The following is a 22344-nucleotide window of genomic DNA, read 5'->3' as shown; positions in this document are numbered from 1 at the left end:
GGCGGGAGCGGGTTTATCCAGGCATCCGGGGATCTTTCGCGGCTAGAGCCGCTCCCACAGAATGGCGGCCTGCATCGAACATCAAGGGGCCGCAGCGTCTGTTCATGGGCTGCCGCTCGCTGCAACGAGCCCGTGAACCAACATCGCCCGGTTCCCGCCTGCACAAACGGTCGCGGCCCGCTGCAAACATGCCAGCAGGCCGGACACCACGCCTCAGATGCGGAAGCGCGCCACCAAGTTGTTCATGTCGATTGCCAGCCGCGACAGCTCCTGGCTCGCCGCACTGGTCTGGTTGGCGCCGGCCGAGGTCTGCAGCGACAGGTCGCGGATGTTCACCAGGTTGCGGTCGACCTCGCGGGCGACCTGGGCCTGCTCTTCCGAGGCACTGGCGATCACCAGGTTGCGCTCGTTGATCGAGGCGATGGCCTGGGTGATGTTCTCCAGCGCCACCCCGGCTTCGCGGGCGACTTCCAGGGTCGAGCGCGCGCGCAGATTGCTGTTCTGCATGGAGGTCACCGAGCGCTCGGTGCCCTGCTGGATGCCGCCGATCATCTGTTCGATTTCCTGGGTCGACTGCTGCGTGCGATGGGCCAGGGCACGCACCTCGTCGGCCACCACGGCAAAGCCGCGGCCGGCATCACCGGCACGGGCCGCCTCGATCGCCGCGTTGAGGGCGAGCAGGTTGGTCTGTTCGGCGATGGAGCGGATCACGTCGAGAACCTGGCTGATGTCGCGCACCCGGCTGGCCAATTGCTCGACCTCGTCGGCCGTGGCCGTCACATCCGCGGCCAGGTGGCTGATCGAATCGACGGTCTGGCGCACCTGCTCGCGGCCCTGCTGGGCGGTCTGATCGGTCTCCTTGGAGGCTTCCGAGGTGCTCACCGCATTGCGCGCCACCTCTTCCACCGCCGCGGTCATCTCGTTGACCGCGGTCGCCGCCTGCTCGATTTCGTTGTTCTGCTGGTGCAGGCCGCGGGTGGAGTCCTCGGTCACCGCATGCAGCTCTTCCGAGGCCGAGGCCAACTGGTTGGACGAATCGGAAATGCTCTGGATGGTGGTTCGCAGGCTCTGCTGCATGCTGCGCAGGGCGGTCAGCAGCTGCGCGGGCTCATCTTCGCCCTCGATCTGGATGGTCTGGCTCAGGTCGCCGGAGGCCACCACGTTGGCCACCTCCACCGCCTGGGTCAGCGGCCGGACGATGCTGCGGGTGAGCATCAGGGCCAGGAAGATGGTGGCGGCAATCGCACCCACGAGCAGCAGAATCACCAGTTGGGTGGCGCTGTTGAACACCGCTTCGGTCTGCTTGGCGGCGGCGGTGACGCCGTCGGTGTTCAGCTTGGTCAGCACCACCAGCTCGCGGGCGACCTGGTCGGCATGCTGGTTGAGTTCCCCGCCGGCGACGGCCAGCGCCTCGTCCAGCATGTCCTTGCGCGAATAATCCATGATGCGCATCTGCTCGCGCATATACAGATCCTTTGCCGTCTTGAACTTCTCGTAGGCCACCCGCTCTTCCGGCAAGGTGATCAAGGCTTCGTAGCGGACTTGCGCCGCATCCATGGCCTGCTTCATTTCCTCCACGCGCTGCTCATTGGCATGCATGGCCTGCTCATCGCGGATCAGCAACAGACGCAGGGTCAAGGCGCGAACCCGCAGAAAATCCTGGCTCATCTCATCCAGCGCGAGAATGGCGGGAACCCAGATTTCGTTGACTTCGCTGGACTGCTTGTTCATGCGATTCATCTGCATCAGCGAGAAACCACCGACAACCAGAACCAGCAAGGCAAGGACTGCGAAACCTAACCCGGAACGAGTTGCGATTTTCATATTTCTCAAAGACATGGGCGTGCACCTGGAGACTAATTGCGAGTGAGGAAAGATAGGCGTCGATTCTTAAGATCAACTTAAATGGAGTCGCGCTCGACTTCTATTCAACTTATCGACTAGTGCACCCGGGGCTTGAATGAGCCACGCATAAAAAAACCCGGGCACTGCCATGCCCGGGTTCTGTTGATGGCAACTAATCTCAACGCACTTGGAAGCGTTGTTCGACCAGCTTGCGATCGCCCTGGAACACCATGAACTGCCACTCGCCGGGCACCGCTTCGTAGCGCTCGGTGAACTCGTAGGCCATCACGTCCTGCTCGGCACCGGCGGCCAGTTTCTGCACCACTTCGATCTTGTCCTGGCGACGCCCGTCCGGCCCAATCAGGCCCGGGGTGAAATACATCAGTGTCAGCGGTTCGCCGGTTTCCGTCTTGCCGGACAGGCGATAACGCACGCCGAACTTGGTACCGAGGCGGGCCGGCACCTCATCGGTCTGTTCGATCTGCTGGTTGGCCCGGGTCAGCACCCGCTCCCCCGGCTGCGTGTCCTTGAACTGGGTGGCGAACACACCGTACTCGATCGGTCCTTCGACACGCACATCGGCCAGCGCCAGGCTGGAAGCCAGGCCCAGTGCCAATGCCGTCAGGCTGAACACTTTCATTTCGCGCTCCTTGATTGGGATGGCGCGAGCCTATGACGGATGCATGACAGGCTGATGACAACTGCGCAGCCGACTGTTGCTGCCCGGCCACAAGCCGAGGCCTGGCACAGGCAGTGGGCGGCCTTCATGCATGCACTCGCCAGCGCCATGGAGCGCCCGATCTCGTCCTGCTCATGCTACTGAGCAACGCCGCGCTGCCGGCGGGCGAACGCCTGGTGATACCGCTGAAGAACCTCCATCTGTCGATGCTGACGCCCTTCTCGCGCGGAGAACCGTGGCACCAGCCGGTCGCACCAAAATAGAACAGCATCAAGCAGTTGCACCAACCCAAGGCAATCGATCAGGCGGATTTTCGGCGCCAACCTTGTGACAGGCTTCGCAGATAGTGGCACCGTGCTTGCACAGCTCCCTGCAGACCATTCAGGGAGATCATCATGCTGCAGTTACTGCGCAAACCCGCTCAGCGCCTTCGCGACGAAGAAGCCCTCAGCGCACTGTTCAACCAGCACGACCTGACCAGCCGCCTGGCGGAGAGCCAGGCCTGGATGGGGCGCCTCAATCGCTTCAGCGATGGCCTGCACCAGCGCATCCGCACCAGCCTCGGCGCCGCCGTCGGCATCGCCGCCCATGCCCCGCAGCTGGCCAGCATCGCCAGCGCCAACCAGGAGAGCGGACAGAGCCTGGCGCAATCCTCGGAGCTGATCGCCAGCGCCAGCGAGCAGGTCACCACCACCCTGGATGCCGAACTGGTACCCGGCACCGTGGAAGTCGCCCGGCTCTCCGGCGAGGTGTCCAGCACCCTGCGCCAGTGCCAGCAGAGCGGCCAGGACGTGCTGCGCCAGGTCGAGGCCATCGGCCTGTGCGAGACCGACCTGAGCCAGGTGATCGGCAACCTCGGCGCGCAGCTGGAGGAAGTCAGCAAGGTCATCGGCGTGATCGCCAGCATCTCCCAGCAGACCAACCTGCTCGCCCTCAATGCCGCCATCGAGGCCGCGCGCGCCGGCGAGCACGGCCGCGGCTTCGCCGTGGTGGCCGAGGAAGTGCGGCGCCTGGCCGGCCACACCACCGAGGCCACCGGCCAGGTCAGCAGCATCATCGAGCGTTTCCATGCCGGCATGCAGCAGCTGAGCAATGCCGGCGAGCGCATGCACCAGGCCGTCGACGATGGCCGCCAGGGCATGCTGCAGGTCGGCGCCGGCCTGGACAGCACGCGCCAGGCCATGGACCGTCTCGACGAGCGGGTCGGCCATATCGCCACCGGCACCGAGCAGATCGGCCAGGCCGTGCGCTCGATCAATGGCGACGTGCAGCAGATCGCCCAGGTCGCCGGCGACCTGCTCGGCAAGGCCGACCAGGTGCTGCGCCACAGCCAGGCCGTGCGCGAGGACGGCGACCGCCTGCTGCAGGGGCTCGGCGACTTCCGCCTGGAACTGCACCGCGCGGTGCAGGCCAGCGTCGAGCAGCTGGCCGGCCACGGCCAGCTCGGCGGCGACATCGGCGCGGCCGAGCGCCTGCTCGCCGACACCCTGCGCCGCGATCCGCGCTTCGAGCTGTTCTACCTGGTCGACGGCAACGGCGTGCAGCTTTCGGAGAACATCTTCGCCAGCGACATGCCGCATCAGGACACGGCGTCCTGCCGCGGGCGCAACTGGAGCCAGCGCCCCTGGTTCCGCGCGGTGGCCGAAAACCTGCGCAGCCATATCACCCCGGTCTACCGCTCCTCGGCCACCGACGAGTTCTGCTTCACCGTGTCGGTGCCCATTCTCGGCCCGGATGGCCGCCTGCAGCGGGTACTCGGTGCCGACGTGCGCCTTTCCGTGCTGGTCTGACGGCCCACGCCTGGGCTAGGCTGGTGGCTTCGACCCGTCAGCCCAGGAATAGCCATGATCCGCATCCGCACAGAGAACGGCCTGCGTCACAGCATCGAAATCGGTGAGCACCTGCTGCACAGCGACGTCCCCGTCGAGCTGGGCGGCGATGCCTCCGCCCCGGAACCCCACGACCTGTTCGATGCCGCCATCGGCGCGTGCAAGGCGCTGACCCTGATGCTCTATGCCAGGCAGAAAGGCCTGCCGCTGGAGAGCCTGGAGGTACAGGTCAGCCGCGACGACAGCGAGGAGCGCCAGGGCCGCTATCGCCTGGCCGTGCAACTGGACCTGCACGGCGCCCTGGATGATGCGCAGCGCCAGCAGCTGCTGCGCATCGCCGACAAGTGCCCGGTGCAAAAGCTGGTGACCAGCAGCGAGGTGCAGATCACCACCCGCCTCGGCGAGGCCTGAGATGGCCGGCCTGCTGCTGATCCAGCCACGCGCGGAAGACATCGCAGGGCAACCGATCCTGCGCCCCCTGCCCTCGGCCAGATGCCGCAGCGTCGGGCCCTTCGTATTCTTCGACCATATGCTGGAGAAGGACTACCCGGCCGGCAGTGGGATGAACATCAACCAGCACCCGCATATCGGCCTGTCCACCCTCACCTACCTGTTCGAGGGCGAGCTGCAGCACAAGGACAGCCTCGGCTCGGACCAGCGCGTGCAGCCCGGCGATGTCAGCTGGATGACCGCCGGCCGCGCCGTGGCGCATGTCGAACGCACGCCCGAAGCGCTGCGCCAGAGCGGTTCGCGCCTGCACGGCCTGCAGGTATGGCTGGCCCTGCCGCAGGTCGAGGAACAGGGCGAACCGAGCTACAGCCATCACCCCGCCGCCAGCCTGCCGCGCAGCGAAGCCATGGGCGTGCAGATCACCCTGATCGCCGGCAGCGGCTTCTGCCTGCAGTCGCCGGTCCCGGTGCGCTCGCCCACCCTCTACGCCGAACTCAAGCTGCAGGCCGGCGCCAGCCTGCTGATCCCGGCCGAGCAGCGCGAGCGGGCGCTGTACCTGATCGACGGCGAGGCCAGGCTGGAGGATGACGAGCTGCCGCTGCGCGGCCTGGCCGTGCTGCCCGAAGGCGAGGAACTGCTGCTGAGCGCCTGCGGCGAATGCCACCTGGCGCTGATCGGCGGCGAACCGCTGGGGCCACGGCGCATGTACTGGAACTTCATCGCCGGCGACCCGGCGCTGCTGGAACAGGCCAAGCAGCGCTGGGCCAGCGGCGACTGGCCGCAGGTGCCCGGCGAAACCGCACGCATCGAGTTGCCGAGCTAGCGCGTGAACCAGGCCGGCCGGTAGCGTCAGCCCGCATAAACAACAAGGCCCGCTGCTGCGGGCCTTGTCTTCACACGGCAAGCATCAGGCGGAAAGTTCCACCAGCAGCTTGTTCAGGCGCTGCACGTAGGCAGCCGGGTCCTTCAGGCTGTCGCCGGCGGCCAGGGCGGCCTGGTCGAAGAGGATGTGCGACAGGTCGGCGAAACGCTCTTCGTCCGGCTCGCCGTCCAGTTTCTCGATCAGCGGGTGGGCCGGGTTGATCTCGAAGATCGGCTTGGACTCCGGCACCTTCTGCCCGCTGGCTTCGAGGATCTGGCGCATCTGCAGGCCGAGATCCTGCTCGCCGATGGCGAGGATCGCCGGCGAGTCGGTCAGGCGATGGGACACGCGCACCTGCGCCACCTGCTCGCCGAGGGCGCTCTTGAGGCGCTCGACCAGGCCTTCCTTGGTCTTGGCGATTTCTTCCTGGGCCTTCTTGTCCTCTTCCGAGTCCAGCTTGCCGAGGTCGAGGTCGCCGCGGGCCACATCGACGAAGCTCTTGCCGTCGAACTCGCTCAGGTAGCTCATCAGCCACTCGTCGATGCGGTCGGTGAGCAGCAGCACTTCGATGCCTTTCTTGCGGAACACTTCCAGGTGCGGGCTGTTCTTCACCTGGGCATGGGTTTCGCCGGTGAGGAAGTAGATCTTGTCCTGGCCTTCCTTGGCACGGGCCAGGTAGTCGGCCAGGGCCACGGACTGCTCGCCGGAGTCGTCGCCGGTGGAGGCGAAACGCAGCAGGCTGGCGATCTTCTCCTTGTTGGCGAAGTCTTCCGCCGGGCCTTCCTTGAGCACCTGGCCGAAGTTCTTCCAGAAGGTCTTGTACTGCTCGGGCTCGTTCTTCGCCAGCTTCTCCAGCATGTCCAGCACGCGCTTGGTCAGCGCCGACTTCATCGAGTCGATGACCGGGTCTTTCTGCAGAATCTCGCGGGACACGTTGAGCGACAGGTCGTTGGAATCGACCACGCCCTTGATGAAGCGCAGATACAGCGGCAGGAACTCGTCGGCCTGGTCCATGATGAACACGCGCTGCACGTACAGCTTGAGGCCGCGCGGCGCTTCGCGCTGGTACAGGTCGAACGGCGCACGGCCCGGCACGTAGAGCAAGGATGTGTATTCCAGCTTGCCTTCGACCTTGTTGTGGCTCCAGCTCAGCGGGTTTTCGAAGTCGTGGGCGACGTGCTTGTAGAACTCCTGGTACTCCTCGTCCTTGACCTCGGTGCGGCCACGGGTCCACAGCGCGCTGGCGCGGTTGACGGTTTCCCACTCGACCTCGGTCGGCTTGTCCTTCTCTTCGCCGTGGAACTCCTTGGGCAGTTCGATCGGCAGGGCGATATGGTCGGAGTACTTCTTGACGATGTTGCGCAGGCGCCAGCCGTCGGCGAACTCTTCCTCGCCGGCCTTCAGGTGCAGAACGATGCGGGTGCCGCGCTCGGCCTTCTCGACGGTGGCGACTTCGAAGTCACCCTCGCCTTTCGACGACCAGTGCACGCCTTCGCTGGCGGCCAGGCCGGCGCGACGGCTGTATACGTCAACCTTGTCGGCGACGATGAAGGCGCTGTAGAAACCCACGCCGAACTGACCGATCAGGTGCGAGTCCTTCTTCTGGTCGCCGGTGAGGTGTTTCATGAAGTCGGCGGTGCCGGACTTGGCGATGGTACCGAGGTGGGCGATGGCCTCCTCGCGGCTCAGGCCGATGCCGTTGTCTTCGAGGGTGACGGTCTTGGCGTCCTTGTCGAAGGTCAGGCGGATCTTCAACTCGGCGCCGCCCTCGAGCAGCTCCGGTTTGGCCAGTGCCTCGAAGCGCAGCTTGTCGGCGGCATCCGAGGCGTTGGAAATCAGCTCGCGAAGGAAGATTTCCTTGTTCGAATACAGCGAATGGATCATCAGGTGCAGCAGCTGCTTCACCTCGGTCTGGAAGCCCAGGGTTTCTTTTTGAGTTTCCACACTCATGGTCGTCTAACTCCACATGCAGGACAGGCCGCAAACGCGGCGGATGTCATGCAGATGGGGACTTCAGAATGAATTTCAAGGGCTTGGGGCAAAGCCGGGTCAGGGTTCGAGCAGCTCGACCCGGCTGATTTCATCCGGATGCAGGGTGAAGGTGGCCTGCCCGGCACCGCCGCGCTGCTGGCTCAGGCGGATGCTGCCATCCTCGCCCAGGCCGGCGAAGCGCCCTTCGGCCGAGCCCCCGCTGAGTTTGGTGATGCGCATGTTGAGATTCTGGTACTGCTGCGGCGCACTCAGCAGGCGTAGCAGGGAGAAACGCTGGCGGCGATCCACCTGAACCTGGCTCGGCTCGCTCGCAGGCGCTGTGCTCACCGCCGCGGGGGCGGCCTGCGCCGTGCTGGGCTGCGGCAACGCCGGATAGCGATCGCCGTCGACCTGCCAGCCACGTGCGCCCTTCACCAGCACCAGCTGCAGGCGCTGTTCCTGGCCATTGATCGTGGCCGTCAGGCTCAGCGGCGCACGCTCGAGCGGAAAGCTCACCAGCGGCACCTCGGACAACTGCACCAGGCGGGTCACGAAGCGCCGCTGCAGGTAGTCCTCGATCACCCGGGCCAGGGTTTCCTGCGAATCGAACGAGGTATCCAGCCGGCCATCGCGGTAGCGCAGACGGTCGCTGAACAGCTCCAGGCGGCCACTCAGGGTGGTGGCGTACTGCGGCGGCAGCACCAGGTGGAAATCGCCATTGAGCTTGTTGGGCGGCAGTGCCTGCAGGTCCAGGTGCAGGGTGTAGCCCTTGCTCAGGCGGCGCGCCTCGGGCAGATCCTGTTCGGGCAGCAGCCAGCTGACTTCCACCTCGGGCAGGCTGCCCTGGTCCGCCGGCAGTACGTCCAGGCGAATGGGCGCCACGAGCCCTTGCGGCAGGCGAATCTTCACTTCGCGGCTGGCGAAGAAGTCCTCGCCCTCGCGCAGGCTGAGCACGCCATCGATCAGCTCGGCATGTTGCGGCAGGAATGGCTGGCCGTTCAGTTCGCCATGCAGGCGGATATCCAGTTCAGCCGGCGCGCGCTGCTCGGCTTTCAGCCAGTCGAGGCTGAGGATCGCCTCCAAGCGCGCCGCATCCTTGCTGGCCAGCAGCACCAGGCCCACCACCAGCGGGATGCAGCCCAGGGCCAGCAGCCCCACGGCGCCGCGGGCAACCCGCCAGTGACGCAGCACATAGACCAGCGTCAGTGGCGGCAACAGGCTGCCCCAGCCCCACAGCAGGCTGGTGCCGAAGGCCCGCATGACCAGCCAGACCAGGCCGGTGAGCATCAGCAGCAGGCCGCCGAGGATCAGCAACGCATCCATTGAGGATTCCTTATTCTTCTAGGTGCCCGCGCCCACTCAGGGCTCGTCGACCTTGAAGTGCGCACGAGCGGTGGCAATCGGTTCGGTTTGATTGGTCTGCCAGGCCGTGATCGCGACGTTGGCGACGCGCCGCCCCTGCCGCCAGACCTGGCATTGCACGTAGGTGTCACGATAATGACCGGCACGCAGGTAATCTATCGAGAAGTCGATGATTTTCGGCAAATGTGGAATGCCCATGAACATCAGCAGATGGAGCATGGCGGCATGTTCCATGAAACCGGCGATCACCCCGCCGTGCAGCGCCGGCAGAATCGGGTTGCCGATGTTGTCCTTGTTCGCCGGCAGGCGGAACACCATGTCATCGCCCAGGCGCAGGCATTCGATGCCGATCAGCTTGGCGTAGGGAATCAGGCTGATCAGGCTGTCGTAGTCGTTCTTCTCGTGCGCCTGGCGCACCAGGGTATTGAGGTTCAGCGCGGCCATCAGGCACCTCCCTGGATATTGCGCTTGAGTTCGCTGTCGCCCTGGGCACCCTTGCCCATGCGCATGAACGCGCCCACCACGTGGGCGATCGGCTCGTCCGGGCTGTCCTGATAGGCATAGCCACGGGTGAAGATGATGTTCTCGGTGACCCGGTAGCACTCGGCGAAACCGTAGACATCCTTGTGCGGCTGGGCCGGGCGCATGTAGTCGATGCGCAGGTCCAGGGTCGGGCAGATCTCGAACTCCGGCAGCACGCACACGGTGGAGATGCCGCAGGTGGTATCCATCAGTGTGGTGATGGCCCCGCCGTGGATCACCCCGGTTTCCGGATTGCCGATGATCTGCGTGCTGTAGGGCAAGTGCAGGGTCAGGCCCTCGGGCTTGGCCGCATGCACGGCAATGCCCAGCACCTGGCAATGGCGCAAGGCCGACAGAAAGCGCTGGGCGCGCTCTAGAACAGGGTTATCGCTCACGACAGCACTCCCGGCGATGGCTCGAAAAGGGGCGCATCATACCCGCTCGCCGACGCGGGCACACAGCAATTGAACGTGGATTCAGAGTATGTTTGGCCGGATCCCGCGGAACTTTGGCCACTCCACCACCGTCTTAGCACTGTCACGAGGATAGTCCTCGCCAGGAAAGCCCCTAAGGAGTACCAACCATGTCGAAACCCTTTACCTATGCCCTGCTCCTTGCCGCCATGCTTGGCCTGGCCGCCTGCGAGAAGACCCCGGAAGACAAGATGGAGTCGGCCAAGGAGTCGGCATCCGAAGCCATGGAGTCGCTGGGTGACGCGGCCAAGGACACCGGCGCGGCTATCGAACAGAAAGCCGATCAGGTGATGGGCACCGAGCCCACCACCGGCGAAAAGTTCCAGGACGCGGCCGATGATGCGGCCGAGACCATTCAGGATGCCGGCGACGAAGCCAAGGACGCCGTCGACAACCAGTAAACCCGCTCCACGAAAAAGCCCGCTTGCGCGGGCTTTTTTGTTTCAGCCCAACGCCGGGCTGAGCATCAACAACAGGCTGCAGAGCAGGCCGACCACCCAGACCAGGCTGCGCTGCCAGTGCAGGTCGGCCCAGTACAGCACCAGGTAGAGCACCCGCGCCACCACGAAGGTCACCGCCAGGATATTCACCAGTTGGCCATGGGTCTGGGTGACATGGGCCATCAGCACCCCCACGGCAAACAGCGGAAAGGCCTCGAAGCTGTTCTGGTGCGCCGCCAGTGCGCGCGCCCCGAAGCCGGTCAACCGCGCCTGCTGGGCGCGCGGGTGGTGGTTGTCATAGCCACCCGCGGCATTCATCGCCTTGGCCACCGGGATCTTCGCCAGAAAAATCAGCAGCGCGCTGATCAACACGCACCAGAAAGGCAGGGTCATTCGCTTCTCTCCTTGAGCGACTCCGGCAGCGGAGCCTGGGTGTACAGCATCACATCCAGTACGTCGGAATGGAACTCGCGGTGATAAAGCACCAGCACCACGCCCGCGGTAACCAGCATGAAAAACCAGGGATTGATGAACCAGGCCAGGATCGCCATGCCGAAATAGTAGGCGCGCAGCCCCAGGTTGAACTGATTGGCGGCCATCGACACCACCTGCGCCGCCCGTGTGGCAAATGCCTTGCGCTCCTGTTCGGTGACATCGCGCTCCCCCACCATCGGCGCCGAACCCACCAGAATCGCGGCGAAGTTGTACTGGCGCATGCACCAGCTGAAGGTAAAGAAGGCGTAGACGAATACCATGGCCAGGCACAGCAGCTTGATCTCCGACCACTCGCGACTGACCGGCTGTACCAGCGGCAGATCCTCCAGCAACGAGACCGCCCGATCGGAGGCACCCAGCACGGTGAGGATGCCGGCGAGAATGATCAGGGTACTGGAGGCGAAGAAGGAGGCGTTACGCTCCAGATTGCCGATCACATTGGCATCGGCGATGCGGTTATCGCGCAGCAGCAGGCGCCGCATCCAGTCTTCCCGATACAGGTGCAGGACGCTGGCCAGGCAGGGGGTATCGCGGCCCCTCCAGAGCGCATACTGGGTGTAGCCGCCCCAGCACAGTAGAAACCACAGCACCGCCAGCAGGTGCGGCAAATAAGGCGCGTTGATCTGCATGCCGACTCCTCATGATCCAGCGCCCGATTATAACCAGCGAGTCCGGGGCCGATGGTGACGGCATTCGACGCGGCGCATGGCGGGTTCGCTGGCGTCGCTGGCTCACCTCGCCCGCACAGGGCGTATTGGCGCAGCGATGGCAAAAGACGGCGCACTGCACGAGGCCGGGATTAGCCTGCTGATGACGCGGCGCAGGTATGCACCGCCCGATGCCGCTGCATGGCAAGAACCGGGGGCAGAAACGACTACGCCCGCGCAAGGCGGGCGTAGTGCGGGGAATTCGATGGTGCCCGAAGCCGGACTCGAACCGGCATGCCATTGCTGGCGAGGGATTTTAAGTCCCCTGCGTCTACCGATTTCGCCATTCGGGCGGTAGCGCTGTGAAGCGAGGGCTGGACTATATACAGCCCTCACAGCCCCTGCAAGGCTGCCGGAAGTTAATCGGCAGCAAAGAAAAAGCCCCGTAGATCAGTGATCTACGGGGCTTTCTATACTGGAGGCCGATACCGGAATCGAACCGATGTACGCGGATTTGCAATCCGCTGCATAACCACTCTGCTAATCGGCCTCAAACGAAGACGCCGCAATAAGCGGCGTCAACGTCAACAAACTGGAGCGGGAAACGAGACTCGAACTCGCGACCCCGACCTTGGCAAGGTCGTGCTCTACCAACTGAGCTATTCCCGCGTCTTGGTGACGGGCGCCATTCTATACTTTCAAAACGGGCCGTCAACCCCTTGATTCAAAAAAGTTTATTTCTTTTCGGCAGTGATGCTGAGATGCGGCCAGGCCGCCAGCAGGTATTGCAGCATCGACCACAGGGTCAGGCCCGCAGCGACGATCAGCAGCGCAAAGCCCAGGCCTACCCAGAACGTCAGCAGCGGCGGATTGGCCAGCAGGATGACCAGCGCCACCATCTGCGCCGCCGTCTTCCACTTGCCTAGGTTGGACACCGCCACATGCGCCCGCGCGCCCAGTTCGGCCATCCACTCGCGCAGCGCCGAGACCACGATCTCGCGACCAATGATGATCACCGCCGGCAAAGTCAGCCAGAAGCTGGCGTGTTCCTCCACCAGCAGCACCAACGCCACGGCCACCATCAGCTTGTCGGCCACCGGGTCGAGGAAGGCACCGAACGGCGTGCTCTGCTCCCAGCGCCGCGCCAGGTAGCCATCGAACCAGTCGGTGATCGCCGCCAGGGCGAATACGCCGCTGGCCGCCAGATAGCTCCAGGAGAAGGGTAGATAGAATAGCAGGATGATGACCGGAATCAGCAGGACGCGCAGAACGGTGAGCAGGTTTGGGATATTCATCGGGACCACAGGCCAGCGAGTTGAAGCGGCATTCTACTCGCTGTGCAGGGCCGCATAAATCGACTCGGCGAGCTTTTTGCTGATACCCGGCGCCTTGGCGATTTCCTCGATGCTGGCGCGGTTCAGTTCCTGCAGGCCGCCGAAGTGCTTGAGCAGTTCGCGCCGGCGCTTGGGCCCGATGCCCGCGACATCCTCCAGGCTGGAGGTGCGCCGCGCCTTGCCGCGCCGCGCGCGGTGGCCGGTGATGGCGAAGCGGTGCGCCTCGTCGCGGATCTGCTGGATCAGGTGCAGCGCCGGCGAATCGGCCGGCAGGCTGAATTCGTGGTCGGCATCGTTCAGGTACAGGGTCTCCAGGCCGGGCTTGCGCGTCACGCCCTTGGCCACGCCAAGCAGGATCAGCTCGGGCACTGCCAGTTCCTGCAGCACCTCGCGGGCCATGGCCAGCTGCCCCTTGCCGCCGTCGACCAGGAGGATGTCCGGCAGCTTGCCCTCGCCGTCCTTGAGCTTGCTGAAGCGTCGGGTCAGCGCCTGGTGCATCGCCGCGTAATCGTCGCCGGCCGTCACCCCTTCGATGTTGTAGCGCCGGTAGTCGGACTTGAGCGGTCCCTCGGGGCCGAACACCACGCAGGAGGCCACGGTCGCCTCGCCGCTGGAATGACTGATGTCGTAGCACTCCAGGCGCTGCGGCGGCTCATCCAGGTCGAGCGCCTCGGCCAGGGCCTCGAAGCGCGCCGCCACGTGCTGCCGATTGGCCAGGCGCGCACCCAGGGCCTGCTCGGCATTGGTAACCGCCAGCTGCTGCCAGCGCGCCCGCGTGCCGCGCACCCGGTGGCTGATCGCCAGTTCGCGCCCGCGCAGCTCGGCCAGGGCCGCCGCCAGGGTCGGCAAATCCTCGTGCACCACGTTGACGATCAGTTCGCTGGGCAAATCGCGCTCATGGCTGGACAGGTAGTACTGGGCGAGGAAGGCCGCCAGCACGGCGCCGCTCTCCTCCTCGATGCCCACCTGAGGGAAGAAGTTCTTGCTGCCCAGCACCCGCCCGCCGCGCACGCTGATCAGGTGCACGCAGGCGCCGCCCGGGTTGACCATGGCCGCGACCACATCCACATCGCCGGTGCCGCCCTCCATGCTCTGCTGGTCCTGCACGCGGCGCAGCAGGGCGATCTGGTCGCGCAGCTCGGCGGCACGCTCGAACTCCAGGCTCATCGCCGCCTTCTCCATGGCGGCCGACAGCTCGTCGGTCAGCGCGCTGCTGCGTCCCTCGAGGAACATCACCGAGTGGCGCACGTCCTCGGCATATTCCTCGGGCTCGACCAGCCCGACACAGGGCCCCTTGCAGCGCTTGATCTGGTACTGCAGGCAGGGCCGCGTGCGGTTCCTGAAATAGCTGTCCTCGCACTGGCGCACCAGGAAGGTCTTCTGCAGCAGATTGAGGCTCTCGCGGATCGCCCCGGCGCTGGGGTATGGTCCGAAATAGCGGCCTTTCTCCTTCTTCGCCCCGCGATGGATGCCCAGGCGCGGGAACTCGCCATCGGACAGCAGCACGTAGGGATAGGATTTGTCGTCGCGCAGGAGGATGTTGTACGGCGGCCGCCACTGCTTGATCAGCGTCTGCTCGAGCAGCAGCGCCTCGGTCTCGTTGGCGGTGATGGTGGTTTCGATCTGCGCGATGCGCGCCACCAGGGCCGCCGTCTTCGGCGCCAGGCCGGTCTTGCGGAAATAGCTAGCCAGGCGCTTCTTCAGGTTGGAAGCCTTGCCGACATAGAGCAGCTTGGCCTCGCCGTCGAACATCCGGTACACGCCGGGACGGCCACTGCAGGTGGCGAGGAAGGCACTCGGATCGAAAGGTACGACGGGGCTGGAAGCGGTCATCGGAAGCGGCAGGGGAAATGGCTGGGGATAGACAGTTTACGTCCGCGACGCGCCCTGCCGAAGCCATTTCCGTGCAAGCGATCAGCTGATGGCATCGACCATGCCGTGGCGCACGGCCAGCAGCGCCAGCTCCACATCACTGGTGATGTCGAGCTTCTCGTAGATGCGATAGCGGTAGGTATTCACCGTCTTCGGCGACAGGCACAGCTTGTCGGAGATGGTCTGCACCTTCTGGCAGTTGGCGATCATCAGGGCGATCTGGATTTCCCGCTCGGACAACAGGTCGAACGGCGAACCGCTGTTGTTCGGCTGGAACGACTTCAGCGCCAGCTGCTGGGCGATCTGCGAGCTGATGTAGCGCTGCCCGGCAAAACCCATGCGGATCGCCTGGACCATCTCCTCCAGCGCCGCGCCCTTGGTCAGGTAACCGGCGGCCCCGGCCTGCAGCAGGCGGGTCGGAAACAGGTCGTCCTCGCACGCGGTCACGGCGATGACTTTCAGGTCGGGGTAACTGCGCAGCAGTTTACGAGTGGCTTCGAGGCCGCCGATGCCTGGCATCTTGACGTCCATCAGCACGACATCCGGCTTGAGTTCGCGGACCTTGTGCAGCGCCTCCTCACCGGAGTCCGCCTGCCCGATCACCTGCAGGCCGTCGATATCGGCCAGCATGCGGGTAATGCCCATACGAACCAGATCGTGGTCATCGACCACAAGCACCTTAATCAAGCGACACCTCGCTGTAACCCACTGCCGTACGTGCGACCCATGAAGCTTGGCGCAACTACGTCAGAAAGCAAACGCCAGAAAACCGTGCTTGGCGATGAGCCACGCCACAGCGAATGGATGCAAAATTCACGCGCTGTGCGGGCGCCGGATTCTACTGGAGTCCTTTCCGGCTGTTCCAGTGGCTCGTTGCAAAAAGACCGGAAACGGGCGACCACAGATCATGTAAAGATCCTGAAACAGTCGGAGGGGCAAGGCAAGTGTAGAACTTCAGATATCTTCCGGATGATCGATCAGGCCTTCCAGATCGGCGCGCACCAGCGCGCGCTGGTCGAACCCACCTGCTCAACCAGTTGCAGCAGGCCATGCCGGTGGTCAAGGAGCGCCTGCGCAAGGAAGGTCACCCGTCGGCGCTGACCGTGGCGCAGCAGCTGCGCCCGCTGCTGCCGCGCAACCTGGCCTTGACCCGAAACATGGAACGAAAGACGATCCGCTCGTGTTCTCGCATCGCGCCTGTATCCCGCTGGTTGTTGATGATCCAACAGGGATAAGGCGACCCGCCATGCAGAAAATTAAGGGCTCGCGGCGCCGGGCTCACCCGGGCGCGGGAAAAATCGGGAAACAGAAAAGGCGATCCCTTCGGATCGCCTTCCAAGTACCGCACCAGAGGTTTGGGGGCTAAGAGCCGGGAAGGCTTAAATCCTCAGCGACCCGCCAGCTCGTTTTCCCGAATCAGCTTCTTGTTGATCTTGCCGACGCTGGTTTTCGGAATCTCGGCGACAAACTTGATCTGCTTGGGGATCGCCCACTTGTTGATGTGCCCGCTGTCGACGAACTGCTGCAGATGGCGCTCCAGCTCGGCCTGGTCGATCGCTGTCGCGTGGGCGCAGACCACCATGGCCATGGGCCGCTCGCCCCACTGGTCGTCAGGAATCCCGACCACCGCGACGGAGGTGACCGCCGGGTGTTCGCTGATCATGCTCTCCAGATCCAGGGAGCTGATCCACTCGCCGCCGGTCTTGATCACGTCCTTGATCCGGTCCTTGATTTCCAGGCCGCCGCGGGCATCGATGGAGCCGATGTCGCCGGTGTGCAGCCAGCCGCCCGCCCACAGCTCGGCGCCCTTTTCCGGCTCGTGCAGGTAGCCCTGGGTCAGCCATGGCGCACGCACCACGATCTCGCCCAGTGACTCGCCGTCGTGCGGCACGTCCTGGCCATTGGCATCGATGATGCGCATATCGACCAGCGGCACCGGCACGCCGGCCTTGACCCGCAGGGGCAGTTGCTCGTCCATCGGCAGTTCGAGCTCGGCGGCGCGCAGGTAGGTGGTGCACAGCAGCGGGCAGGTCTCGGACATGCCGTAGCCGGCGTGCACCAGCATGCCGCGATTGGCGGCCTGGTTGGCGATGCCGAGGGCCAGGGCGCTGCCGCCGAGGAGCAGCTTCCAGCCGCTGAAGTCGGTCTGCGCCGCTTCCGGGCAAGCGAGGATCATCTGCAGGATGGTCGGCACGCAGTGGGAGAAGCTGACCTTCTCCTCGCGGTACAGGCGGACCAGGGCATTGGGCTCGTAGCGTCCGGGATAGACCTGCTTGATGCCCATCAGGGTGGCCACGTAGGGCACGCCCCAGGCATGCACGTGGAACATCGGCGTGATCGGCATGTAGACATCGTCGGAGCGCAGCAGCGGCAGGCCGCGATAGGCGCCCAGGGTGCCGACCGCATTGAGGGTGTGCAGCACCAGCTGACGGTGGCTGAAGTACACCCCTTTCGGGTTGCCGGTGGTGCCGGTGGTATAGAAGGTGGTGGCCACCGAATTCTCGTCGAAATCGGGGAAGTCGTAGTGCGTCGAGGCGTCGGCCAGCAGGGCCTCGTACTCGCCCCACACCGCCAGGCTGGTGGTCTTGGCGCAGTCGTCGGTGAGCTGGATGTAGCCCTTGACGGTGGTCAGCTCATTCTGGATCGGTTCCAGCAGCGACAGGAAGTCGTCATGCACCAGGACCAGATCGTCCTCGGCATGGTTCATGGTGTAGAGCACCTGCTCCGGGGACATGCGGATGTTCACCGTGTGCAGCACGGCGCCGATCATCGGCACGGCGAAGAAGCATTCCAGGTAGCGATGGCTGTCCCAGTCCAGCAGCGCCACCGTATCCCCGGCCTTGACCCCGGCTGCGGTCAGGGCATTGGCCAGCTGGCGGATTCGCTGGTTGAGGGTGCGATAGCTGTAGCGCAGCTTGTCGGCGTAGACGATTTCCTGCTCGGCCTCATAGCGCTGGCCCGAGAGCAGCAGGCTCTTGATCAGCAGGGGGTAGCTGTAGGCGCCCGGCGCGGCGGGCATTATTTTTGTTTTCAGCATGGTCGCAGTTCCCGGATGGGTCATATGGAGGTTCGGGCGACGCTGGCGCGCCGGCCCGCAAGGGCGGCCCTGGCGGCAGTTGCCAAGCCAAGGCGCAAGATGTTCGGCACGGCGTGGCGCCCGCCTGGGCGCCTGCGTCAGGCGCGCTCGAAAATGGCGGCAATGCCCTGGCCGCCACCGATGCACATGGTCACCAGGGCGTAACGGCCCTGGATGCGCTGCAGCTCGTGAATGGCCTTGGTGACGATGATCGCCCCGGTCGCCCCGACCGGATGGCCGAGGGAAATACCCGAACCGTTGGGGTTGACCCTGGCCGGATCGAACTCCAGCTCACGGGCCACGGCGCAGGCCTGGGCGGCGAAGGCTTCGTTGGACTCGATCACGTCCAGATCGGCCACCGTCAGGCCCGCGCGCTGCAATGCCAGGCGGGTGGCCGGAATCGGCCCGAGGCCCATCAGCTCCGGCTCGACCCCGGCATGGGCATAGCTGACCAGGCGCGCCAGCGGGCGCAGGTTGTCGTGCTTGACCGCCGCAGCCGTGGCCAGCAGTACGGCCGCCGCGCCGTCGTTGAGCCCCGAGGCATTGCCCGCGGTGACCGTGCCGCCCGGCTTGAACGCGGTCTTCATCGCGGCCAGCTGTTCCAGGGAAACGTCAGCACGCACATGCTCGTCCACCTCGAACAGCTGCACGCCTTTGCGGGTTTTCAGCTCGACCGGCACGATCTGCCCGGCGAAGCGCCCTTCGCCAATGGCACGGGCCGCGCGCTGCTGGCTCTCCAGGGCCAGGGCATCCTGGGCTTCCCGGCTGATGCCCAGGCGCTCGGCGATGTTCTCCGCGGTGATGCCCATGTGGATGCGCTGGAAGGGGTCATGCAGGATGCCGAGCATGTAGTCCACCGCCTGCATGTCGCCCAGGCGGCCGCCCCAACGTGCGCCGGGCAACAGGTAGGCGCCGCGGCTCATGGACTCGGCACCGCCGCCGATGGCGACTTCGCACTCGCCCAGCAGCAGGCTCTGCGCCGCCGAAATGATCGCCTGCAGGCCGGAACCACACAGGCGGTTGACGTTGAACGCCGGGGTTTCCTTGGGGATCCCGGCGTCCATCGCGGCGACCCGCGACAGGTAGGCATCGCGGGTCTCGGTCGGGATCACATTGCCCAGCACCACATGGCCCACGCGCTCGGGCGCACAGCCGCTGCGCTGCAGCGCTGCCTGCACGGCAGTGGTGGCCAGTTGCGCCAGCGGGGTGTCCTTGAGCGCACCACCGAAGGAGCCGATTGCAGTTCGGGCGGCGCTGACGATAAACACTTCGGGCGTAGACATGGGGGACTCCGGTTGGATTCAGTTGCTGCGCCCGGGCCGGTCAGGTTGCCGCCACCGCTTGCGCAAAACGCCCTCAATCTAGGGGCATCCCGCCTCAACGGCTTTTCATTTAGTGACAAACAACAGCCATTTCATGACACATAGGCTTGAGCCGGGCGCATTAGGCCCAATGGCCCTGCAGTTGCCGCAACGCCGCCCCAACGGGCGACGCTTGCCCCTGCAGATTGTCGACAATAGCCATCACCACCTTGCACGGCGCATGACGCCAAGCGCCAGCCGCATTCCCCAACCCCCGCAAACACTGGGGTTTATGCGCACCACAGTGCCGTCATCAGCGGCTGACCCGTGCAACACCTGATGCCGCCCATCAACATTGTCGACAATTTTTCATATTTCAATTGACCAACTGGTTCCGGCTGGGTACTTTTCGAGCAAATTTCGCCATGTGTTGACACCAGGCCGTGTGCACAGGGTCTTCGCGGCAGGGAGCAAGGTGCCTTCGTCCGCGAAACCGGCGCGTGGATCCCATGAGCAAACGCCTGCATCCAGGCATGTACCAGCAGACAACCGAACCCAGAGGGTGAGTCATGAGCCAAGCATTCCAGCCCGATACCCCCGGCCAGCGTTTCCGCGATGCGGTCGCCAGCGAACATCCCCTGCAGGTGGTCGGCGCGATCAATGCCAACCATGCCCTGCTGGCCAAGCGCGCCGGCTTCAAGGCCATCTACCTGTCCGGTGGCGGGGTGGCCGCCGGCTCCCTGGGCCTGCCGGACCTGGGCATCACCGGCCTGGACGACGTACTGACCGACGTACGCCGGATCACCGACGTGTGCGACCTGCCGCTGCTGGTGGATGTCGACACCGGCTTCGGTAGCTCGGCGTTCAACGTGGCCCGTACCGTCAAGTCGATGATCAAGTTCGGCGCCGCCGCCATCCACATCGAGGACCAGGTCGGCGCCAAGCGCTGCGGCCACCGCCCCAATAAAGAAATTGTCTCCCAGCAGGAGATGGTCGACCGCATCAAGGCGGCGGTGGATGCCCGTACCGACCCCAGTTTCGTGATCATGGCGCGCACCGATGCGCTGGCCGTCGAGGGCCTCAACTCGGCCCTGGATCGCGCCGCCGCCTGCATCGAGGCCGGCGCCGACATGATCTTCCCGGAGGCGATCACCGAGCTGGCGATGTACAAGACCTTCGCCGACCGAATCCAGGCGCCGATCCTGGCCAACATCACCGAATTCGGCGCCACGCCGCTGTACACCACCGAAGAGCTGGCCAGTGTCGACGTGTCCCTGGTGCTCTACCCGCTGTCGGCCTTCCGCGCCATGAACAAGGCGGCCGAGAACGTCTACACCGCGCTGCGCCGCGACGGCACGCAGAAGAACGTGATCGACACCATGCAGACCCGCATGGAGCTGTACGAGCGCATCAACTACCACGCCTTCGAGCAGCACCTCGACGCGCTGTTCGCCGCCAAGAAGTAACTGCCCGCCGCTCTCCCTTCCGAGAGCGGGTTAGGGTGGATAACTGTCTCGGAAAGGCGGCCCCTCCCCAGCCCTCTCTCTGAAGGGAGAGCAGCACAGCCGAGTGCCTGGCACGGCCCCCTGCCAGCACTCCGACTCATCGACCCAGGCCCGCCACCACGGGCCTTCCGCCCCGAGGAACACACCGTGCTTGAAGCCTATCGCAACCATGTAGCAGAGCGTGCCGAGCTGGGCCTGCCGCCCCTGGCGCTGAACGCCGAACAAACCGCAAGCCTGGTCGAGCTGCTGCAGAACCCGCCGGCCGGCGAAGCAGCCACCCTGCTCGAACTGATCACCGACCGCGTCCCCGCCGGCGTGGACGAAGCGGCCTACGTCAAGGCCGGTTTCCTCTCTGCCCTGGCCAAGGGCGAAGTCAGCTCCCCGCTGCTCTCCAAGACCCGCGCCGTCGAGCTGCTGGGCACCATGCAGGGCGGCTACAACATCACCACCCTGGTCGAGCTGCTCGATCACGCCGAACTGGCCGCGGTGGCCGCCGAGCAACTCAAGCACACCCTGCTGATGTTCGACGCCTTCCACGACGTCGCCGAGAAGGCCAAGGCCGGCAATGCCAACGCCAAGGCTGTGCTGGCCTCCTGGGCCGCAGGCGAGTGGTTCCAGAACCGCCCGCCGCTGGCCGAGAAGATCACCCTGGCGGTGTTCAAGGTGCCCGGGGAAACCAACACCGACGACCTGTCGCCGGCCACCGAGGCCTGGTCGCGCCCGGATATCCCGCAGCACGCCCTGGCCATGCTGAAGATGGCCCGCGACGGCATCGAACCGCAGCAACCCGGCGCCATCGGCCCGCTGGCGCAGATCGCCGCGGTCAAGGCCAAGGGCTACCCGGTGGCCTACGTGGGTGACGTGGTCGGCACCGGCTCCTCGCGCAAGTCGGCGACCAACTCGGTGCAGTGGTTCTTCGGCGACGACATCCCGAACGTGCCGAACAAGCGCGCCGGCGGCTTCTGCTTCGGCAACAAGATCGCGCCGATCTTCTACAACACCATGGAAGACGCCGGCGCCCTGCCGATCGAGTTCGACGTGGCCAAGCTCAACATGGGCGATCTGATCGACCTCTACCCCTACGCCGGCAAGGTCTGCAAGCATGGCAGCGAGGAAGTGCTGGCCAGCTTCGAGCTGAAGACCGAGGTCCTGCTCGACGAAGTGCGCGCCGGCGGCCGTATTCCGCTGATCGTCGGCCGTGGCCTGACCGAGAAGGCCCGCGCCGAGCTGGGCCTGGCTCCGTCCACGCTGTTCAAGAAGCCGCAAGCCCCGGCCGACAGCGGCAAGGGCTTCACCCTGGCGCAGAAGATGGTTGGCCGCGCCTGTGGCGTCGAGGGCATCCGCCCCGGCACCTACTGCGAACCGAAGATGACCACCGTCGGCTCCCAGGACACCACCGGCCCGATGACCCGTGACGAACTGAAGGACCTGGCGTGCCTGGGCTTCTCCGCCGACCTGGTGATGCAGTCGTTCTGCCACACCGCCGCCTACCCCAAGCCGGTGGATGTGAAGACCCACCACAGCCTGCCCGACTTCATGCGCAACCGCGGCGGCGTGTCGCTCAAGCCCGGCGACGGCATCATCCACAGCTGGCTGAACCGCATGCTGCTGCCGGATACCGTCGGTACCGGTGGCGACTCGCACACCCGCTTCCCGATGGGCATCTCCTTCCCGGCCGGTT

At 65.1% G+C, this 22344-nt stretch carries 19 protein-coding genes, 3 tRNA genes and 1 pseudogene; 7 read left to right on the top strand and 16 right to left on the bottom strand.

The window, feature by feature from the left end; all coding sequences use genetic code 11:
* Positions 1 to 213: 213 nt before the first annotated feature.
* Entirely contained in the window at positions 214 to 1839 is a 1626-nt protein-coding gene (locus F3I62_RS15460; RefSeq protein WP_160490539.1) for a methyl-accepting chemotaxis protein, read from the bottom strand.
* A 184-nt stretch (positions 1840 to 2023) separates the two neighbouring features.
* On the bottom strand, positions 2024 to 2485 hold the full coding sequence (locus tag F3I62_RS15455; protein WP_160490538.1) for a DUF3859 domain-containing protein: 462 nt from the start codon (positions 2483 to 2485) through the stop codon (positions 2024 to 2026).
* A 944-nt stretch (positions 2486 to 3429) separates the two neighbouring features.
* On the opposite strand from F3I62_RS15455, the pseudogene F3I62_RS20565 reads away from it, so the two are divergent.
* From F3I62_RS20565 to F3I62_RS15440, 3 genes and pseudogenes are all read left to right on the top strand, one after another.
* Positions 3430 to 4314 (top strand): annotated as a pseudogene (locus F3I62_RS20565) (methyl-accepting chemotaxis protein); the annotation flags it as partial.
* Between the two features lie 54 nt (positions 4315 to 4368).
* Positions 4369 to 4764, top strand: coding sequence for an OsmC family protein (locus tag F3I62_RS15445; protein ID WP_160490536.1), 396 nt, complete (start codon positions 4369 to 4371; stop codon positions 4762 to 4764).
* 1 nt (position 4765) lies between these two features.
* Positions 4766 to 5626, top strand: coding sequence for a pirin family protein (locus F3I62_RS15440; RefSeq protein ID WP_160490535.1), 861 nt, complete (start codon positions 4766 to 4768; stop codon positions 5624 to 5626).
* Between the two features lie 84 nt (positions 5627 to 5710).
* Here F3I62_RS15440 and htpG read toward each other — a convergent pair whose 3' ends face one another.
* The 4 genes from htpG to F3I62_RS15420 all read right to left on the bottom strand — a co-directional run bounded on the left by htpG (position 5711) and on the right by F3I62_RS15420 (position 9915).
* Positions 5711 to 7615 carry a molecular chaperone HtpG gene (gene htpG, locus F3I62_RS15435; RefSeq protein ID WP_160490534.1) on the bottom strand — a complete coding sequence of 635 codons (1905 nt, stop codon included), beginning with the start codon at positions 7613 to 7615 and terminating at the stop codon, positions 5711 to 5713.
* A gap of 99 nt (positions 7616 to 7714) precedes the next feature.
* A complete protein-coding gene (locus F3I62_RS15430; protein ID WP_160490533.1) occupies positions 7715 to 8959 on the bottom strand; it encodes an MFS transporter in 1245 nt (414 codons plus the stop codon).
* A 36-nt stretch (positions 8960 to 8995) separates the two neighbouring features.
* Entirely contained in the window at positions 8996 to 9442 is a 447-nt protein-coding gene (locus F3I62_RS15425; RefSeq protein WP_160490532.1) for a PaaI family thioesterase, read from the bottom strand.
* Complete coding sequence (locus F3I62_RS15420) at positions 9442 to 9915, bottom strand: PaaI family thioesterase (protein ID WP_160490531.1); 474 nt, start codon at positions 9913 to 9915, stop codon at positions 9442 to 9444. Before F3I62_RS15420 ends, F3I62_RS15425 begins: the two co-directional genes overlap by 1 nt.
* Positions 9916 to 10103: 188 nt before the next feature.
* Here F3I62_RS15420 and F3I62_RS15415 point away from each other — a divergent pair, with 188 nt between their 5' ends.
* The gene (locus F3I62_RS15415; RefSeq protein WP_160490530.1) at positions 10104 to 10394 is read left to right on the top strand and encodes a hypothetical protein; all 291 of its coding nucleotides are present in this window, start codon (positions 10104 to 10106) and stop codon (positions 10392 to 10394) included.
* A 42-nt stretch (positions 10395 to 10436) separates the two neighbouring features.
* Here F3I62_RS15415 and F3I62_RS15410 read toward each other — a convergent pair whose 3' ends face one another.
* The 8 genes from F3I62_RS15410 to uvrY form a co-directional block, all read right to left on the bottom strand.
* Complete coding sequence (locus tag F3I62_RS15410) at positions 10437 to 10826, bottom strand: MAPEG family protein (protein ID WP_160490529.1); 390 nt, start codon at positions 10824 to 10826, stop codon at positions 10437 to 10439.
* Positions 10823 to 11557 (bottom strand): DUF599 domain-containing protein, encoded by a 735-nt coding sequence (locus tag F3I62_RS15405; RefSeq protein WP_160490528.1) that lies wholly within the window; start codon positions 11555 to 11557, stop codon positions 10823 to 10825. The genes F3I62_RS15410 and F3I62_RS15405 overlap by 4 nt, the downstream gene beginning before the upstream one ends.
* Positions 11558 to 11841: 284 nt before the next feature.
* Positions 11842 to 11928 (bottom strand) — tRNA-Leu (locus F3I62_RS15400).
* 123 nt (positions 11929 to 12051) lie between these two features.
* Positions 12052 to 12125: transfer RNA gene (locus F3I62_RS15395), tRNA-Cys, on the bottom strand.
* Between the two features lie 43 nt (positions 12126 to 12168).
* A tRNA-Gly gene (locus F3I62_RS15390) sits at positions 12169 to 12244 on the bottom strand.
* A gap of 65 nt (positions 12245 to 12309) precedes the next feature.
* Positions 12310 to 12870, bottom strand: coding sequence for a CDP-diacylglycerol--glycerol-3-phosphate 3-phosphatidyltransferase (gene pgsA, locus F3I62_RS15385; protein ID WP_160490527.1), 561 nt, complete (start codon positions 12868 to 12870; stop codon positions 12310 to 12312).
* Between the two features lie 33 nt (positions 12871 to 12903).
* Positions 12904 to 14742 carry an excinuclease ABC subunit UvrC gene (gene uvrC / locus F3I62_RS15380; protein ID WP_160490526.1) on the bottom strand — a complete coding sequence of 613 codons (1839 nt, stop codon included), beginning with the start codon at positions 14740 to 14742 and terminating at the stop codon, positions 12904 to 12906.
* Positions 14743 to 14823: 81 nt separating this feature from the next.
* Positions 14824 to 15468: a UvrY/SirA/GacA family response regulator transcription factor gene (gene uvrY / locus F3I62_RS15375; protein ID WP_160490525.1), complete on the bottom strand. Its 645-nt coding sequence runs from the start codon at positions 15466 to 15468 to the stop codon at positions 14824 to 14826.
* A gap of 362 nt (positions 15469 to 15830) precedes the next feature.
* On the opposite strand from uvrY, the gene F3I62_RS20170 reads away from it, so the two are divergent.
* On the top strand, positions 15831 to 16016 hold the full coding sequence (locus F3I62_RS20170) for a hypothetical protein (protein ID WP_178122519.1): 186 nt from the start codon (positions 15831 to 15833) through the stop codon (positions 16014 to 16016).
* Between the two features lie 152 nt (positions 16017 to 16168).
* Here F3I62_RS20170 and F3I62_RS15370 read toward each other — a convergent pair whose 3' ends face one another.
* Both F3I62_RS15370 and F3I62_RS15365 read right to left on the bottom strand, forming a co-directional pair.
* Entirely contained in the window at positions 16169 to 17818 is a 1650-nt protein-coding gene (locus F3I62_RS15370; RefSeq protein WP_160490524.1) for a fatty acid--CoA ligase, read from the bottom strand.
* 137 nt (positions 17819 to 17955) lie between these two features.
* Positions 17956 to 19140 (bottom strand): acetyl-CoA C-acyltransferase family protein, encoded by a 1185-nt coding sequence (locus F3I62_RS15365; RefSeq protein WP_160490523.1) that lies wholly within the window; start codon positions 19138 to 19140, stop codon positions 17956 to 17958.
* A 587-nt stretch (positions 19141 to 19727) separates the two neighbouring features.
* On the opposite strand from F3I62_RS15365, the gene prpB reads away from it, so the two are divergent.
* Positions 19728 to 20624 carry a methylisocitrate lyase gene (prpB, locus tag F3I62_RS15360; RefSeq protein ID WP_160490522.1) on the top strand — a complete coding sequence of 299 codons (897 nt, stop codon included), beginning with the start codon at positions 19728 to 19730 and terminating at the stop codon, positions 20622 to 20624.
* Positions 20625 to 20810: 186 nt separating this feature from the next.
* A partial coding sequence (locus F3I62_RS15355; RefSeq protein WP_160490521.1) for a bifunctional aconitate hydratase 2/2-methylisocitrate dehydratase occupies positions 20811 to 22344 on the top strand: 1534 nt, incomplete at its 3' end.

Source organism: Pseudomonas sp. R-28-1W-6 (genome assembly GCF_009799925.1).
Classification (GTDB): Bacteria; Pseudomonadota; Gammaproteobacteria; order Pseudomonadales; family Pseudomonadaceae; genus Aquipseudomonas.
The sequence above is the reverse complement of the archived record's forward strand: the minus strand, read 5'-3'. Positions and strand labels throughout refer to the sequence as shown.

Coding starts and splice junctions, on each gene's coding strand:
- F3I62_RS15445 (WP_160490536.1), top strand. CDS start 4,369: ATGATCCGCATCCGCACAGAGAACGGCCTGCGTCACAGCATCGAAATC.
- htpG (WP_160490534.1), bottom strand. CDS start 7,615: ATGAGTGTGGAAACTCAAAAAGAAACCCTGGGCTTCCAGACCGAGGTG.
- F3I62_RS15455 (WP_160490538.1), bottom strand. CDS start 2,485: ATGAAAGTGTTCAGCCTGACGGCATTGGCACTGGGCCTGGCTTCCAGC.
- F3I62_RS15370 (WP_160490524.1), bottom strand. CDS start 17,818: ATGCTGAAAACAAAAATAATGCCCGCCGCGCCGGGCGCCTACAGCTAC.
- uvrC (WP_160490526.1), bottom strand. CDS start 14,742: ATGACCGCTTCCAGCCCCGTCGTACCTTTCGATCCGAGTGCCTTCCTC.
- pgsA (WP_160490527.1), bottom strand. CDS start 12,870: ATGAATATCCCAAACCTGCTCACCGTTCTGCGCGTCCTGCTGATTCCG.
- prpB (WP_160490522.1), top strand. CDS start 19,728: ATGAGCCAAGCATTCCAGCCCGATACCCCCGGCCAGCGTTTCCGCGAT.
- F3I62_RS20170 (WP_178122519.1), top strand. CDS start 15,831: ATGCCGGTGGTCAAGGAGCGCCTGCGCAAGGAAGGTCACCCGTCGGCG.
- F3I62_RS15430 (WP_160490533.1), bottom strand. CDS start 8,959: ATGGATGCGTTGCTGATCCTCGGCGGCCTGCTGCTGATGCTCACCGGC.
- F3I62_RS15425 (WP_160490532.1), bottom strand. CDS start 9,442: ATGGCCGCGCTGAACCTCAATACCCTGGTGCGCCAGGCGCACGAGAAG.
- F3I62_RS15410 (WP_160490529.1), bottom strand. CDS start 10,826: ATGACCCTGCCTTTCTGGTGCGTGTTGATCAGCGCGCTGCTGATTTTT.
- F3I62_RS15405 (WP_160490528.1), bottom strand. CDS start 11,557: ATGCAGATCAACGCGCCTTATTTGCCGCACCTGCTGGCGGTGCTGTGG.
- F3I62_RS15460 (WP_160490539.1), bottom strand. CDS start 1,839: ATGTCTTTGAGAAATATGAAAATCGCAACTCGTTCCGGGTTAGGTTTC.
- F3I62_RS15415 (WP_160490530.1), top strand. CDS start 10,104: ATGTCGAAACCCTTTACCTATGCCCTGCTCCTTGCCGCCATGCTTGGC.
- F3I62_RS15365 (WP_160490523.1), bottom strand. CDS start 19,140: ATGTCTACGCCCGAAGTGTTTATCGTCAGCGCCGCCCGAACTGCAATC.
- F3I62_RS15440 (WP_160490535.1), top strand. CDS start 4,766: ATGGCCGGCCTGCTGCTGATCCAGCCACGCGCGGAAGACATCGCAGGG.